The 14,117-nt window shown below is 71.1% G+C and carries 16 protein-coding genes and 1 pseudogene; all 17 read right to left on the reverse strand.

Going from position 1 to position 14,117, the window contains the following annotated elements; all coding sequences use genetic code 11:
• Positions 1-401 (reverse strand): annotated as a pseudogene (locus WML84_RS06840) (hypothetical protein); the annotation flags it as partial.
• Positions 402-467: 66 nt separating this feature from the next.
• Positions 468-1,256 (reverse strand): protein phosphatase 2C domain-containing protein, encoded by a 789-nt coding sequence (locus WML84_RS06845; RefSeq protein WP_347345396.1) that lies wholly within the window; start codon positions 1,254-1,256, stop codon positions 468-470.
• A gap of 106 nt (positions 1,257-1,362) precedes the next feature.
• The gene (locus WML84_RS06850; protein ID WP_347345397.1) at positions 1,363-2,352 is read right to left on the reverse strand and encodes an aldo/keto reductase; all 990 of its coding nucleotides are present in this window, start codon (positions 2,350-2,352) and stop codon (positions 1,363-1,365) included.
• Positions 2,353-2,405: 53 nt separating this feature from the next.
• Positions 2,406-3,176, reverse strand: coding sequence for a large exoprotein (locus tag WML84_RS06855; protein ID WP_347345398.1), 771 nt, complete (start codon positions 3,174-3,176; stop codon positions 2,406-2,408).
• A gap of 103 nt (positions 3,177-3,279) precedes the next feature.
• Positions 3,280-4,062, reverse strand: coding sequence for a peroxide stress protein YaaA (locus tag WML84_RS06860; protein WP_347345399.1), 783 nt, complete (start codon positions 4,060-4,062; stop codon positions 3,280-3,282).
• Between the two features lie 81 nt (positions 4,063-4,143).
• Positions 4,144-4,404 carry a F0F1 ATP synthase subunit epsilon gene (locus WML84_RS06865; RefSeq protein WP_347345400.1) on the reverse strand — a complete coding sequence of 87 codons (261 nt, stop codon included), beginning with the start codon at positions 4,402-4,404 and terminating at the stop codon, positions 4,144-4,146.
• A gap of 1 nt (position 4,405) precedes the next feature.
• Positions 4,406-5,851, reverse strand: a complete 1,446-nt coding sequence (gene atpD, locus WML84_RS06870) for a F0F1 ATP synthase subunit beta (RefSeq protein ID WP_347345401.1) — start codon at positions 5,849-5,851, stop codon at positions 4,406-4,408.
• Positions 5,852-5,872: 21 nt separating this feature from the next.
• Positions 5,873-6,772 carry a F0F1 ATP synthase subunit gamma gene (locus tag WML84_RS06875; RefSeq protein WP_347345402.1) on the reverse strand — a complete coding sequence of 300 codons (900 nt, stop codon included), beginning with the start codon at positions 6,770-6,772 and terminating at the stop codon, positions 5,873-5,875.
• A gap of 21 nt (positions 6,773-6,793) precedes the next feature.
• Entirely contained in the window at positions 6,794-8,434 is a 1,641-nt protein-coding gene (gene atpA, locus WML84_RS06880) for a F0F1 ATP synthase subunit alpha (protein ID WP_347345403.1), read from the reverse strand.
• A 74-nt stretch (positions 8,435-8,508) separates the two neighbouring features.
• On the reverse strand, positions 8,509-9,297 hold the full coding sequence (locus WML84_RS06885; RefSeq protein WP_347345404.1) for a F0F1 ATP synthase subunit delta: 789 nt from the start codon (positions 9,295-9,297) through the stop codon (positions 8,509-8,511).
• Positions 9,297-9,854 (reverse strand): F0F1 ATP synthase subunit B, encoded by a 558-nt coding sequence (locus tag WML84_RS06890; protein WP_347345405.1) that lies wholly within the window; start codon positions 9,852-9,854, stop codon positions 9,297-9,299. Before WML84_RS06890 ends, WML84_RS06885 begins: the two co-directional genes overlap by 1 nt.
• A gap of 28 nt (positions 9,855-9,882) precedes the next feature.
• On the reverse strand, positions 9,883-10,119 hold the full coding sequence (atpE, locus tag WML84_RS06895) for an ATP synthase F0 subunit C (protein ID WP_347345406.1): 237 nt from the start codon (positions 10,117-10,119) through the stop codon (positions 9,883-9,885).
• A 44-nt stretch (positions 10,120-10,163) separates the two neighbouring features.
• Positions 10,164-10,952, reverse strand: a complete 789-nt coding sequence (gene atpB, locus WML84_RS06900) for a F0F1 ATP synthase subunit A (RefSeq protein ID WP_347345411.1) — start codon at positions 10,950-10,952, stop codon at positions 10,164-10,166.
• A gap of 162 nt (positions 10,953-11,114) precedes the next feature.
• A complete protein-coding gene (locus tag WML84_RS06905; protein WP_347345407.1) occupies positions 11,115-11,594 on the reverse strand; it encodes a hypothetical protein in 480 nt (159 codons plus the stop codon).
• Positions 11,591-12,760, reverse strand: a complete 1,170-nt coding sequence (locus WML84_RS06910; protein WP_347345408.1) for an MraY family glycosyltransferase — start codon at positions 12,758-12,760, stop codon at positions 11,591-11,593. Before WML84_RS06910 ends, WML84_RS06905 begins: the two co-directional genes overlap by 4 nt.
• A complete protein-coding gene (locus WML84_RS06915; RefSeq protein WP_347345409.1) occupies positions 12,757-13,440 on the reverse strand; it encodes an L-threonylcarbamoyladenylate synthase in 684 nt (227 codons plus the stop codon). The genes WML84_RS06910 and WML84_RS06915 overlap by 4 nt, the downstream gene beginning before the upstream one ends.
• A 57-nt stretch (positions 13,441-13,497) precedes the next feature.
• Positions 13,498-14,117 (reverse strand): HemK/PrmC family methyltransferase (locus WML84_RS06920; RefSeq protein ID WP_347345410.1); only part of this gene is annotated, 620 nt, incomplete at its 5' end.

The raw sequence follows: 14,117 nt of genomic DNA on the forward strand, positions 1-14,117 counted from the left end.
CGGCCCGGCACCGCTCGCCACACCCGGTCCGGGTCCGCGGCGAACGACGCCACGTCGGGATGCCGCCGCCACAGCCGCTCGCGCTCGAGGGCGTGGCGGTGCGCGAGCTCGGCCTCGGCGCGCGCGAGGGCGATCGCTCGATCACGACGCGCCCGACGACGCGCCCGACGGGCGGTGCGCAGTCCGTCCACGAGCCCCGCGCCGACCATGAGCGGGCCGAGAGCCGCGAACCACAGCGCATACGCCGACCCGGTGAGCCGCCACAGCACGAGGGCGCCGAGCACGGGCACGACGGCCGCGAGGACCGGCACCGGAGGCCGCGGCGGAGGCGGCGGGATCGTGGGCAGCACGATCGGCTCGGCGAGCTCGCGATCGGTGAGCTCCACATCGACGGTGTCCATGCCGTCAGTCAACGCCGCCGCGCGCGGACGCGCGGCCGATCTCGCCCGATCGGTGGAGAGCCCGGGTCAGTCCTCGGCTGGGGAGGAGTCCGTGCGGGTCACGTCGAGCACGATGATCGTGATGTTGTCGCGGCCGCCGTTCTCGAGCGCCGCGTGCAGCATCGCCGACACCGCGTCGGCCGGATCGTGGTGCTCGCTCAGGAAGTGCAGGATGCCGTAGTCGGTGAGCTCCTTCGTGAGCCCGTCGCTGCAGATCACGAAGCGGTCGCCGTCGGCGGCGTCGATGCGCACGTAGTCGGGCGAGATGTCGTCGCTCGGCCCGACGGCGCGCGTGATGACGTTGCCGTACGGGTGGTTCTCGGCCTCTTCGGGGCTGAGCCGGCCCGACGCCACGAGCTCCTGCACCACGGAGTGGTCGGTCGTCACCTGGGCGAGGCCGCCGCCGCGGGCGAGGTAGACGCGCGAGTCGCCGATGTTGAGCGAGACCCAGCTCGGCTCGGCGCCCCCGGTGTCGAGGTACACGCCGGTCACGGTCGTGCCGGTGCCGTCGTCGGTCGTCTCGGTGTGCGCCACGATGTCCGACACCGCGCGCCCGAGGGCGTCCTCGATCGTCTCCGGATCCACGACGCCGCCGTCGGCGACCTCGCGCAGCCGCTCGACGGTGCGGGCGCTCGCGATCTCGCCGCCGATGTGGCCGCCCATGCCGTCCGCCACGACGAACAGCGGGTACTGCGCGAGCACCGCGTCCTGGTTGTTCTCTCGCCGGCGGCCCTGATGGGTCGCCTCGGCCCAGCGCAGCTCCAGAGTGCCGCCCGGGAACGGGACGGTGTGCGCATGGGTGGTCGGTTCGGGCACGCTCCCGCCTTCCATGGATCGACTGTGCGGGGTCATCACACTCTAGTCGACGGGTCGGACGGCCCCCGATTCGAGGGATCGGAGCCGACCCGTCGTCGGCCGCCCCTCACATGGTGTCGGCGGGATCGGGCTGCAGGGGGAACAGCTCGTCGATCGCGGCGAGGTCGGCGGCATCCGGGGTCCAGGCCGTGGCCGCGGCGGCGTTCGCGTGCACCTGCGCGGCGCTCGTGGCGCCCGCGATGACGCTCGACAGCGCCGGGTGCGACAGCAGCCAGCCGATCGTGGCCTGCAGCATGGTGATCGAGCGCTCGTCGCAGAAGTCCTGGTAGCGCTCCAGGGCGTCCCACGGCGCATCGTTCAGCAGGTGCTGGCGGCCCCGCATGATGCGCGTGTCCGCGGGTCCCCCGCGGCGCGTGAACTTGCCGGTGAGCAGGCCGTTGCGCAGGGGGAAGTACGGCAGGAAGCCGAGCCCGAACCGCTCGACGGCGGGGAGCACCTCGCGCTCGGCGGCACGCGCCAGCAGGCTGTAGTGGTTCTGCGCCGACACGAACGGCACGTCGTGGCGCTCGCGGGCCACGGACGCCGCCTCGGCGATCTGCCAGCCGGACAGGTTGGAGTGCCCGATGTAGCGGACCTTCCCCTCGCGCACGAGGTCGTTCAGCGCGTCGAGGGTCTCGGCGATCGGGGTCGCCGGATCGGGCGTGTGCAGCTGGTAGAGGTCGATCCAGTCCGTCTGCAGGCGGGTGAGGGATGCCTCGACCGCGCGTCGCACGTACGACCGCGACCCCTTCGATCCGGCCTCGATGCCCGCGGTGAACCCGCCGTGGCCGAACTTCGTGGCGAGCACGAAGCGGTCGCGGCGCCCGCGCAGCGCCTCTCCCATGAGCGTCTCCGACAGCCCGGGCGTCTTGCCGTAGATGTCCGCGGTGTCGAGGAACGTGATGCCGGCGTCGGCCGCGGCGTCGAGCACGACGCGCGTGCCCTCCAGGGTCTCGGTCGCCGCTCCGGCACGGCCGAAGTTGTTGCAGCCGAGTCCGACGGCGGAGACGAGCAGTCCGGAGGCGCCCATACGACGGAGGGGCATGGTGTGATCCATGCCCCTACGCTACCCCGGTGCGGCCGGGCGCCTCCGCGCCCGGCCGCACGCGCTCAGGGCTTGGGCTGCTCGTCCGTCGGCGGCTCGTCCGCAGACGGCGCGGCCGACGGCGGGGTGCCGTAGGACGGCGGGGCAGGCGGCGTGCCGTACGACGGCGGCGCGGCCGGAGGCGCCGCGGGCGGCTCATAGGCGGGCGGCGTCGCCGGGGGCTGGTAGCCGGCCGGCGGCGCGGGCGGCTGGTAGCCGGGAGGCGGCTGGTAGCCCGCGGGCGGCACGGCATAGCCGGACGTGGCCGGGTTCGGCGGGAAGCCGCCGGCGGGCGTCTGGCTCGGGATGCCCGCCCACTGCGTGGAGTCGGCCAGGAACGAGTTGGACGCCCACGGCGCGGCGGGGATCGCGGTGTTCCAGCGCGAGCGGTCGAACGCGTTGATGCCGAGCCACACCGGTGCGAGGAAGAAGTACAGGATGACCCACACCGCCTCCTTCTGCAGCTTGAGGCCGACGCGCCAGGCCGCCGCCAGCAGGATCAGGTACGACGCGATCGAGATCACCCATCCGAGCACCGGCACCCAGCTGAGCAGGAGCGACGCACCGATGGCGATGAGGACCAGCCACGGGCTCAGGTCGCCCAGCTTCGAGAAGATCATGCTGTTGTAGATCGGGACCCATGCGCGCCACTTCCCCTGCACGCCGGCCTTCTCGAAGATCTTCATCATGAAGAAGGACGTGATGACCCACAGCGCGATGCCGATGAGGATGAACACGAACGCGGTGGCGAGAATGATCGCGACGGATGCGCCGTCCGAGTAGTAGTCAGATGACACGAAGACCTCCCTGTGTCGTTCCGCGGGCCTTGTGAGCCCAGCGAGGAACGATGCGCCCCCCGCGAGGCAATGGTATGCCCCGCGCGACCGCCTTGTCAGGGGGTTACGGTGCGTGTCGCGCCGCAGGACCCGGTGCGTCGACCACGAGCTCGAGCTCTCCGGCGGCGCCTTCGCGCAGCGTCCAGCCCGCCGAGGAGGCCCAGCGCAGCAGCCCCGCGCGCGATGCGACGCGCGGCCGCGACGTCGCGAGCGCGCGCACCAGGGCGCCCTTGGCGTGCTTGTTGAAGTGGTTGAGCGCGCGCACCGCCCCGTCGGGGCCCGCCGTCACGACCCGCACGTAGGCGTGAGCGGTGCCGCTGGGCACCGGGCCCAGCGCGACGTACGCCTCGGAGCGCAGATCGAGCACGAACGAGGGCGCCTCGTCCGCGAGCGCGGCGGTCACGGCATCCGCCCACACGCGCCTGAGCGGCGGGATGCCGGGCAGGGCCACGGCCGCACCGAGTCGGTAGGCGGGGATCGCGTCGAGGGCTCCGACCGGGCCGAACGGCGCGGAGTGGATCAGGACGTGCGCGCCGAGCCAGCGCCGCGCCGACGCGTCGAGCGACGCCGCGTCGAGCGCGTCGTAGAGCACGCCGGTGTAGCGGTCGACCGCCCGCGTCGACGGCGCCGTCCGCAGCGCCGCGTTGACGGCGACCTCGTCGCGCTGCCGCGCGCTGAGCTTCAGCACGCGCGCGGCCGCGTCGGCATCGCCGGACAGCGCGACGAGGGCGTCGACGACGCGCTCGCGCTGCGGCGCGAGCGCCGGCAGGGCGAGCCGGCCGACGTCGAGCGGAGCGCCGCGGCCGCCGGGCCGCTTCGTCTCGCTCGGAGGCAGCAGGATCAGCATCCCGCCTCCGGCACGCGTCCGCCGCGGGCTCGCGTCGCACCCCGGGTCCCGCGGCCCCTGGCCGCCTGCGGACCCATGCGCCTAAGAGGCGAGGACGGCGTGGCCGGCGACGATCGTGACCTCGTTGTCGGCCATCGAGAGGAAGCCGTCCTGCGCGTCGGCGATCACCTTCGTCCCGTCCGGCTGGGTGATCCGCACCTGACCCTCGGCGAGGATCGCCAGCACCGGCTCGTGACCGACCATGAAGCCGATCTCGCCCTCGAGCGACCGGGCGACGACGAGGGACGCCTCGCCGTGCCAGACCTCCTGCTCGGCGGAGACGAGGGTGACCGTCAGCGCCATGTCAGCCGTTCTCCTTCTGGATCTTGGCCCACTTCTCCTCCACGTCGCCGATGCCGCCGACGTTGAAGAACGCCTGCTCGGCCACGTGGTCGAAGTCGCCCTTGACGATCGCGTCGAACGACTCGACGGTCTCCTTGATCGGGACCGTGGAGCCCTCGATGCCGGTGAACTTCTTCGCCATGTAGGTGTTCTGCGAGAGGAACTGCTGCAGGCGGCGGGCGCGGGCCACGACGACCTTGTCCTCCTCGGAGAGCTCGTCGACGCCGAGGATCGCGATGATCTCCTGCAGCTCCTTGTTCTTCTGCAGGATCTGCTTCACGGCCGTCGCGACGCGGTAGTGGTCGGCGCCCAGGTAGCGGGGGTCCATGATGCGGCTCGTCGAGGCGAGCGGATCGACCGCGGGGTAGAGCCCGCGCGACGCGATCTCGCGCGAGAGCTCGGTCGTGGCGTCGAGGTGCGCGAACGTGGTCGCGGGCGCCGGGTCGGTGTAGTCGTCGGCGGGAACGTAGATCGCCTGCAGCGAGGTGATCGAGTGGCCGCGCGTCGAGGTGATGCGCTCCTGCAGGACGCCCATCTCGTCGGCGAGGTTCGGCTGGTATCCCACCGCGGAGGGCATGCGGCCCAGCAGCGTGGAGACCTCGGAGCCGGCCTGCGTGAAGCGGAAGATGTTGTCGATGAACAGCAGCACGTCCTGCTTCTGCACGTCGCGGAAGTACTCCGCCATCGTGAGGGCCGAGAGGGCCACGCGCAGACGCGTCCCCGGCGGCTCGTCCATCTGGCCGAAGACGAGGGCCGTCTTGTCGAAGACGCCCGCCTCCTCCATCTCGTGGATGAGGTCGTTGCCCTCACGCGTGCGCTCGCCGACGCCGGCGAACACCGACACGCCGCCGTGGTCCTGCGCGACGCGCTGGATCATCTCCTGGATGAGGACGGTCTTGCCGACGCCCGCGCCGCCGAACAGGCCGATCTTGCCGCCCTGCACGTACGGGGTGAGGAGGTCGATGACCTTGATGCCGGTCTCGAACATCTGCGTCTTCGACTCGAGCTGGTCGAAGCTCGGGGCCGCGCGGTGGATGCCCCAGCGCTCGGTGACCTCGATCTGCTCGCCGGGCTCCGCGTTGAGCACGTCGCCGGTCACGTTGAACACGCGTCCCTTGGTGACGTCGCCGACGGGCACGCTGATCGGGCCGCCGGTGTCGCGCACCTCCTGGCCGCGGACCATGCCGTCGGTGGGCTTGAGCGAGATCGCACGGACGAGGTCGTCGCCGAGGTGCTGCGCGACCTCGAGCGTGATCTCGCTCTCGACGCCGTCGACCACGAGGGTCGTCTTCAGCGCGTTGTAGATGTCGGGGATCGAGTCGTGCGGGAACTCGATGTCGACGACCGGTCCGGTGACGCGCGCGACGCGGCCTGCGACCGAGGTCTCGGCGGGTGCGATGAGAGTCATTGCCTTCTCTTTCGTGTGGGTCTATTTGGCCGATGCCAGGGCGTCGGCGCCGCCGACGATCTCGGCGATCTGCTGCGTGATCTCGGCCTGACGCGCGTTGTTGCGCAGGCGCGTGTAGTCGGTGATGAGCTTGTCGGCGTTGTCGCTGGCCGACTTCATGGCCTTCTGCGTCGCGGCGTGCTTCGCGGCGGACGACTGCAGCAGCGCGTGGAAGACGCGGCTCTGCACGTACACCGGCAGCAGCGCATCGAGCACGACCTCGGGGCTCGGCTCGAACTCGTACAGCGGGTAGACCTGCGCGGGCGACGACTCCTGGTCGGCGTCGACGACCTGCAGCGGGAGCAGGCGCACCGTCTCGGGCGACTGGGTCATCATGCTCACGAACCGGTTGTAGACGAGGTGGATCTCGTCGACGCCGCCGTCCTCGCCGCCGCGGTCGTAGGCATCGAGCAGGGCGCCCGAGATCTGCTCCGCGGTGTTGTAGTGCGGCGTGTCGGTGTCGCCGATCCACTCCCCCGCCGACGCCAGGCGCCGGAACTGGAAGTAGCCCACGGCCTTGCGTCCGACGAGGTAGTAGACGACCTCGCGACCCTCCCCGCGCAGCAGCTCGGCCAGCTCCAGCCCCTCGCGGAGGATCTGCGAGTTGAAGGCGCCGGCGAGCCCGCGGTCGGAGGTGAAGATGACCACCGCGGAACGGCGGATCACCGGCCGCTCCTGGGTGAGCGGGTGCTTGACGTTGGAGTGCGTCGCCACGGCCGAGACCGCCTGCGTCACCGCGCGCGCGAACGGCGTCGAGGCCCGCACGCGCGCCATCGCCTTCTGGATGCGCGATGCCGCGATGAGCTCCATCGCCTTCGTGATCTTCTTGGTCGTCTGAGCAGAGCTGATCTTCTGCTTGTAGACCCGCAGTTGTGCGCCCATGGGTTCCTTCGCGTGCCGTGCTCAGCCGCGCCGGCCGCGGACGATCTTCTCCTGGTTCACGTCCTCGGCCTCGGCCGCCTGGATCTGCTCGTGGCCCGGGCGCGAGATCGACTGGCCCTTGCCCCCCTGGAACTCCAGGGTGAAGTCGGCCACGACCTTCTCCAGCTCGGCGACGGTGTCGTCGTCGAGGACGTTCGTCTCACGCAGGCGGTCGAGGACCGTCGTGTTGCGCTTCAGGTAGTCGAGCAGGTCGCGCTCGAAGCGCAGCACGTCCTCGACCTCGATCGAGTCGAGCTTGCCGGTGGTGCCGGCCCAGACCGAGACGACCTGCTCCTCGACGGGGTACGGGTCGTACTGCGGCTGCTTGAGCAGCTCGGTCAGGCGCGCGCCACGAGCGAGCTGACGACGCGACGCGGCATCGAGGTCGGACGCGAACATCGCGAACGCCTCGAGCGCGCGGTACTGGGCCAGCTCGAGCTTGAGCGTGCCGGAGACCTTCTTGATCGACTTGACCTGGGCGTCGCCGCCGACGCGCGACACCGAGATGCCGACGTCGACCGCGGGACGCTGGTTCGCGTTGAACAGGTCGGACTGCAGGAAGATCTGGCCGTCGGTGATCGAGATCACGTTGGTCGGGATGTAGGCCGACACGTCGTTGGCCTTCGTCTCGATGATCGGCAGGCCGGTCATCGAGCCCGCGCCGAGCTCGTCGGAGAGCTTCGCGCACCGCTCCAGCAGCCGCGAGTGCAGGTAGAAGACGTCGCCGGGGTACGCCTCGCGGCCCGGCGGGCGGCGCAGCAGCAGCGAGACGGCGCGATAGGCCTCGGCCTGCTTCGACAGGTCGTCGAAGATGATCAGGACGTGCTTGCCGGCGTACATCCAGTGCTGGCCGATGGCCGAGCCGGTGTAGGGCGCGAGGTACTTGAAGCCGGCGGGGTCGGATGCCGGGGCCGCGACGATCGTGGTGTACTCCAGCGCGCCGGCGTCTTCGAGCGCGCCCTTCACGGACGCGATCGTCGAGCCCTTCTGGCCGATCGCGACGTAGATGCAGCGGACCTGCTTGGTGACGTCGCCGGACTCCCAGTTGCTCTTCTGGTTGATGATCGTGTCGATCGCGATCGCGGTCTTGCCGGTCTGGCGGTCGCCGATGATCAGCTGGCGCTGGCCGCGGCCGACCGGGATCATCGCGTCGATCGCCTTGATGCCCGTCTGCAGCGGCTCGTGGACGCTCTTGCGCTGCATGACGCCGGGCGCCTGCAGCTCGAGGGCGCGGCGGCCCTCGCTCTCGATGGCGCCGAGGCCGTCGATCGGGTTGCCGAGCGGGTCGACGACGCGACCGAGGAAGCCGTCGCCGATCGGGACCGAGAGCACCTCGCCGGTGCGCGTCACGCGCTGCCCGGCCTCGATGCCGGAGAAGTCGCCGAGGACGACCACGCCGATCTCGTGCTCGTCGAGGTTCAGCGCGAGGCCCTCGACGCCGTTCTCGAAGCGGACGAGCTCGTTCGCCATCACGCCGGGGAGACCCTCGACGTGCGCGATGCCGTCGGCCGCGTCGATGACGGTGCCGACCTCGGTCGCCGCCGCGCCGGTGGGCTCGTACGCGGCGACGAAGTCCTTCAGCGCGTCACGGATGACGTCGGGGCTGATGGTCAGATCTGCCATGGTGTTCCTTCGTGTCCAAGTCTCTCGATGTGCAGGGCCGGGCCCCGGTTGTCCGCTCCGGTGAGCGGGAAGTCCTATCCCGCCAGTCGCTGGCGGAGATCGTTCAGGCGGGAGGAGACGGTCGCGTCGATCACGTCGTCCCCGATCTCGATGCGCAGCCCCCCCACGATGTCGGGGTCGACGACGACGTTCAGCGCGACCTCGGTGCCGTAGCGGCGGCCGAGCATGTCGGTGAGGCGTCCGAGCTGCTCGGCGCTCGGCTCGACCGCGACGTGCACGATGGCGACGGCGCGCCCCCGCTCGTCGGCGACGAGGCGCAGCGCACGTGACAGCAGCTGCCGCACGCGGCGCTCGCGCGGCCGCTGCACGACCGACGACGCGATGAGCACGGTCGCCTCGCTCGCGCGGCCGGACAGGAGCGAGCGCACCAGCTCGCCCTTGACGCCGGCCTCGCCGAGGCGGCTGCCGAGCGCCAGCTCGAGCTCGGGGTTGGCCGCGACGATGCGCGACACCTCGAACAGCTCGCCCTCGACGTCCGCCGACGGCTCGGCGACCGCGGCGGCCCGGATGGCGAGCTCCTCGACGGCGTCGACGAGGTCGTCCTCCGACGACCAGCGCTGGCGGGCGACCGAGCTCAGCAGCGATACCGTCGTGGGGTGCCAGCCGGCGAAGACGGCGGCCACGACGTTCGCGCGGGAGTCCTCGGACGCCGCCGCGTCGGCCAGCGCGCCGCTCAGCTGCCGGGAGTCGGCGAGGGCCCGCGCGGCGGCGAACAGCTCGCCGCTGACGCCGAGGTCGACGCCCGCGGCGGTGCCCAGCAGCGCCGTGGTCTCTCCGAGAGCCCGAGTGGTCGCGCTGCCCATCAGTTCGATGCCTTCTGCGAGGTCTCGAGCTCGCCGAGGAACCGGTCGACGACCGCGTGCGCCTTGGCGTCGTCCGACAGCGTCTCGCCGATCACGCCGCCGGCGAGGTCGAGGGCGAGCGTGCCGACCTCGTTGCGCAGCGACACGAACGCCGCCTGGCGCTCGGCCTCGATCTGCGTGTGCGCCGACGAGGTGAGGCGCGCGGCCTCGCTCGAGGCGGTCTCGCGGGCCTCGGCGACGATCTTCTTGCCGTCCTCGCGGGCGGCGTCGCGGATCTCGCCGGCCTCGCGGCGCGCGGCGGCCAGCTGGGCCGTGTACTCGGCGAGCGCGGCCTCGGCCTTGCGCTGCGCCTCGTCGGCCTTCGCGATGTTGCCCTCGATGGCGACGGCGCGCTGGTCGAGCAGCGCCTTCATCTTCGGCAGCGCGATCCTCCAGAACAGGAAGAAGATGACTGCGAAGCACACCGCCGACCAGATGATGTCGTACCACGCCGGGATCAGCGGATTGTGCGCGGCGGCGCCTTCCTCCGCGGCGTACGTGACAAGAGCGTTCAGCATCCTGTCTCCTTCGGGCAGTCGGGGTCGATCAGGTGGTGAAGATGAAGTAGGTCGCGATGCCGATGAAGGCGAGCGCCTCGGTGAAGGCGATACCGATCCACATCAGGACCTGCAGACGACCGGCCAGCTCGGGCTGGCGGGCGACGCCCTCGATGGTCTTGCCCACGACGATGCCCACACCGATGGCGGGGCCGATGGCGGCGAGGCCGTAGCCCATCGTCGCGACGTTGCCGCTGAGCTCGGCGAGAACCGTAGTTGCGTCCACGGGGATTGTTCCTTTCGGTTGTGGGTGGCGAGGAGCCGACCCGCTTAGTGCTCTTCCGCGACCGCGAGCTGGATGTAGACCGCGGTGAGGATCGTGAAGACGAACGCCTGGAGGACGGCCACCAGGATTTCGAAGACGGTGAAGACGAAGCCGAAGGCGAGGGTGCCGGCGGCCAGCGCCGACCACCAGCCGCCCAGGTCGAGCAGGAAGAACTGCGTCGCGGCGAAGAAGAGGACGAGCATGAGGTGCCCGACCATCATGTTCATCAGGAGTCGCAGCGTCAGCGTGACGGGCCGGATGATGAACGTCGAGATGAACTCGAGCGGCGTGACCAGGATGTAGACCACCGGCGGGACCCCGGAGGGGAACAGCGCGTTCTTGAAGAACCCCTTGGGGCTCTTCTTGATGCCGGCGTAGATGAAGGTCACGTAGCTGATGACGGCCAGCAGCAGCGGCACCGCGATGATGCTCGTCCCGGCGATGTTCAGGAACGGGATGATGCCCGTGATGTTCATGAACAGGACCATGAAGAAGATGGTGGTGAGGATGGGCAGGAACCGCTGCCCGTCCTTCTTGCCGAGGAGGTCCTCGGCGACGTTGATCCGGACGAAGTCCAGGCCCATCTCGACGACGCTCTGGAAGCGTCCGGGGACGAGCGTCATGCGGCGGGTGCCGAGCCCGAAGATCAGGACGATGCCGATGACGGCCAGGAACTGGATCAGGTGGATGCGGGTGACCGGGATGCCGGCCAGCTCGAACAGGACAGGCGGGAAGAACTCATCGATCGACGGTCCGTGGAAACCCGCGCCTTCTTCGGCAGTCTTCGCGATCAGGGTCGCAGCATGAGTAAACAGCGCTGTCTCCAGCTTCGGGGCGTCGGCCGTGAGCCGATGCGACGATGGTCGGGGGGTCGGTGTGCGTCATGTGCGGCCGCTCCACGGGAGCGAGCGCAGAGACAGCCTAGCAGTCCCGGATGCCTCGATGAGAGCGCGCGCTCACCTGAGCACGTCTCCGTTCCCGGCATCCGCGACCTCTTCGGCGGTCGGCAGCTTCACGTCGCTCACGTGCGGGATGCGCATGCGGGTCAGCACGACGACGTCGATGACGAGCGACGCGACGACGCTCGCCACGAGCGCGAAGAAGAACACGCCGGGGTTGAGCCACGGCTGGCCGCGCAGCAGCAGCAGCCCGACGATGAAGACGATGAACTTCAGCACCCACGCGCCCATGACGATGCCGAAGAACAGCGGCACGTAGAGCGCCTCGCCGTACCAGCGGTTGGCGACGAGGATGCTGACCGCGGTGATCGCGAGGAACAGCGCCGCCAGCACGACGGCGACGAGCGCGCTCCACAGTCCCGCGACTCCCCCGACCGCGTAGCCGACGCCGGCGCCGGCGACGGCCAGCACGGCCGTCGCGATCGCGGACCATCGCAGGGTCGTGCGAAGGACGGGTGTGCTCGAGACGCGGCTCATGAGGGCTCCTGGACGGGGACGTTCGGGCCCGCGGCGTCGGCGGTCGCCCGGGCGGGGGTGAGGGTCACGACGAGGCACGCGGTGCAGCCGACGACGAGGTAGGCGACGCCCGGCCAGTACAGGCCGGGCCAGTCGGCGGTGGTGCCGATGTACATCAGCAGCACCGAGAGGCTCACGATCGACGTCCACGCGTAGAAGATGAGGACGGCGTCGCGGTCGCTGTGCCCCATGTCGAGCATGCGGTGGTGCAGGTGCTTGCGATCGGCCGAGAACGGCGACTTGCCCCTGGCCATGCGGCGGACGACGGCCATGCCGAAGTCCAGCAGCGGCAGGAGCACCACGACGATGGGCAGCAGGATCGGGATGAACGCGCCGAGCAGCTGCGACCTGCCGAACACGTCGTTGTCGCCGAGCATGCGCGGCTCGAGCTGGCCGGTCACCGCGATCGCCGAGCACGCCATCAGCAGGCCCAGCATGTAGGCGCCGGCGTCGCCCATGAAGAGCTTCGCGGGGTTCCAGTTCAGCGGCAGGAACCCGATGCACGCGCCGATCAGCACGACGGCGATGAACGACGCGAGGTTCGAGTAGCTGCTGGCCCCGGTGTCGCGCACGAGCAGGTAGGTGTACGCGAAGAAGACGCCGTTGGCGATGAGCGCGACGCCCGCGACGAGGCCGTCGAGGCCGTCGATGAAGTTCACCGCGTTCATGACGACGACGATCGCGAACACCGACAGCGTGAAGCTCATCCAGCTCGACACGACGGTCTGCCCGCCGATCGGGAGCTGGTAGATCTGGATGCCGCCGACCCCGACCACGATGCCGGCGGCGAGGAACTGCGCGCCGAGCTTGATCATCCAGTCGAGATCCCACAGGTCGTCGGCGACCCCGAAGAGGACGATCAGCAGCGTCGCGCCGAGGATCGACCAGTTGCGCATCGGGTCGTCCCAGAAGATCGCGAAGTACGGCACCTGCGACGACAGCGCGAAGCCGGCGGCGACGCCGAGGAACATCCCCACGCCGCCCAGGCGCGGCGTCGGCGTCGTGTGCACGTCGCGCTCGCGGATGCCGGGGTAGAGCCGGTAGCGCAGGCTCAGGCGCCACACGACCGTCGTGAGGGCGAGGGTCGTGGCCGCGGTCAGGATGACGACGAGCAGGTAGTACTTCACGCGTCGACCGTGCCGGGGTCGGGCTCCAGCAGGTCGCCGAGCACGCCGCGCAGCGCGGAGCGCGTGACCGCGCCCTCGCGCAGGACCGCGACGGGCCGGCCGCCGCCGGCGGTGAGCCCGGTGGCGTCGACGATCGTGGAGGCGACGCCCGTGCGCGACATGCCGCCGTCGAGGTAGACGGCCACGGTGTTGCCGAGCATGTCGCGCGCGTCGTCGATCGTGATCGCCGCGGGACGGCCGGTGAGGTTGGCGCTCGAGACCGCCAGCGGCCCGCACTCCTCGAGGAGCTCCAGGGCGATCGGATCCTCCGGCATCCGGATCGCCACCGTGCCCCCGGTGTCGCCGAGATCCCACGACAGCGAGGGCTGCGCCGGCAGCACGATCGTGAGCCCGCCGGGCCAGAACTCCTCGACGAGGCGCTCCACCGGCTCGGGCACCTCGGCCGCGAGCGCCCGCAGGGTCGTCAGACCCGCCACGAGCACGGGCGGGGGCGACTGGCGGCTGCGGCCCTTCGCGGCGAGGAGGCGCGCGACCGCGAGCGGGCTGAACGCGTCGGCGGCGACGCCGTACACGGTGTCGGTGGGCATGACGATGAGCTCGCCGTGGCCGATCGCCTGACGGGCCTGCCGCATGCCGGGCAGCAGCTGCGCGGGATCGCGGCAGTCGAAGACGGGGGACATGTCGGTGCCATTCTACGGCGGCTCCCCCGGCCGATCCTGAGCGCCCCGCCGCCCGGCTCAGGGGCGGACGGCGGTGGTGGCGCGGTCGCGCATCGTCAGGTCGGGGTGCGTCGCCGTGGCGCGCCAGCCGTCGGCGGCGAGGATGCCGCGGATCGCGGCCCCCTGCCACTCGCCGTGCTCGAGCACGAGCGCGCCGCCGGGATGCAGCAGCCGCAGCCCGACGTGCGACAGCGTGCGCACGACGTCGAGCCCGTCCGCTCCCCCGTAGAGCGCCGCCGGCGGGTCCCAGTCGCGCACCTCCGGGTCGCGCGGGACCGCGTCGTCGGGCACGTACGGGGGGTTGGAGACCACGACCGAGACGGTGCCGTCGAGGTCTCCGAACGCGTCGGCGAGGTCGGCGAGGACGAGCCGGACGTGCGGCGCGTGCGCGGCGACGTTGCGCTCGGCCCACGCGAAGGCCTCGGGCGACCGTTCGGCGGCGTGCACGCGCGCGTGCGGCACCTCGGTGGCGAGCGCCAGCGCGATCGCCCCCGACCCGGTGCCCAGGTCGACGGCGATCGGCGCGGGCCCGGCCGCCGCGCGCAGCGCGTCGATCGCGAGCTGCGCCACGACCTCGGTCTCGGGTCGCGGCACGAAGACGCCCGGGCCCACCCGCAGGTCGAGGTGGCGGAACGCGG

The sequence above is a fragment of the Microbacterium sp. genome (assembly GCF_039812165.1).
Taxonomy (GTDB): domain Bacteria; phylum Actinomycetota; class Actinomycetes; order Actinomycetales; family Microbacteriaceae; genus Microbacterium.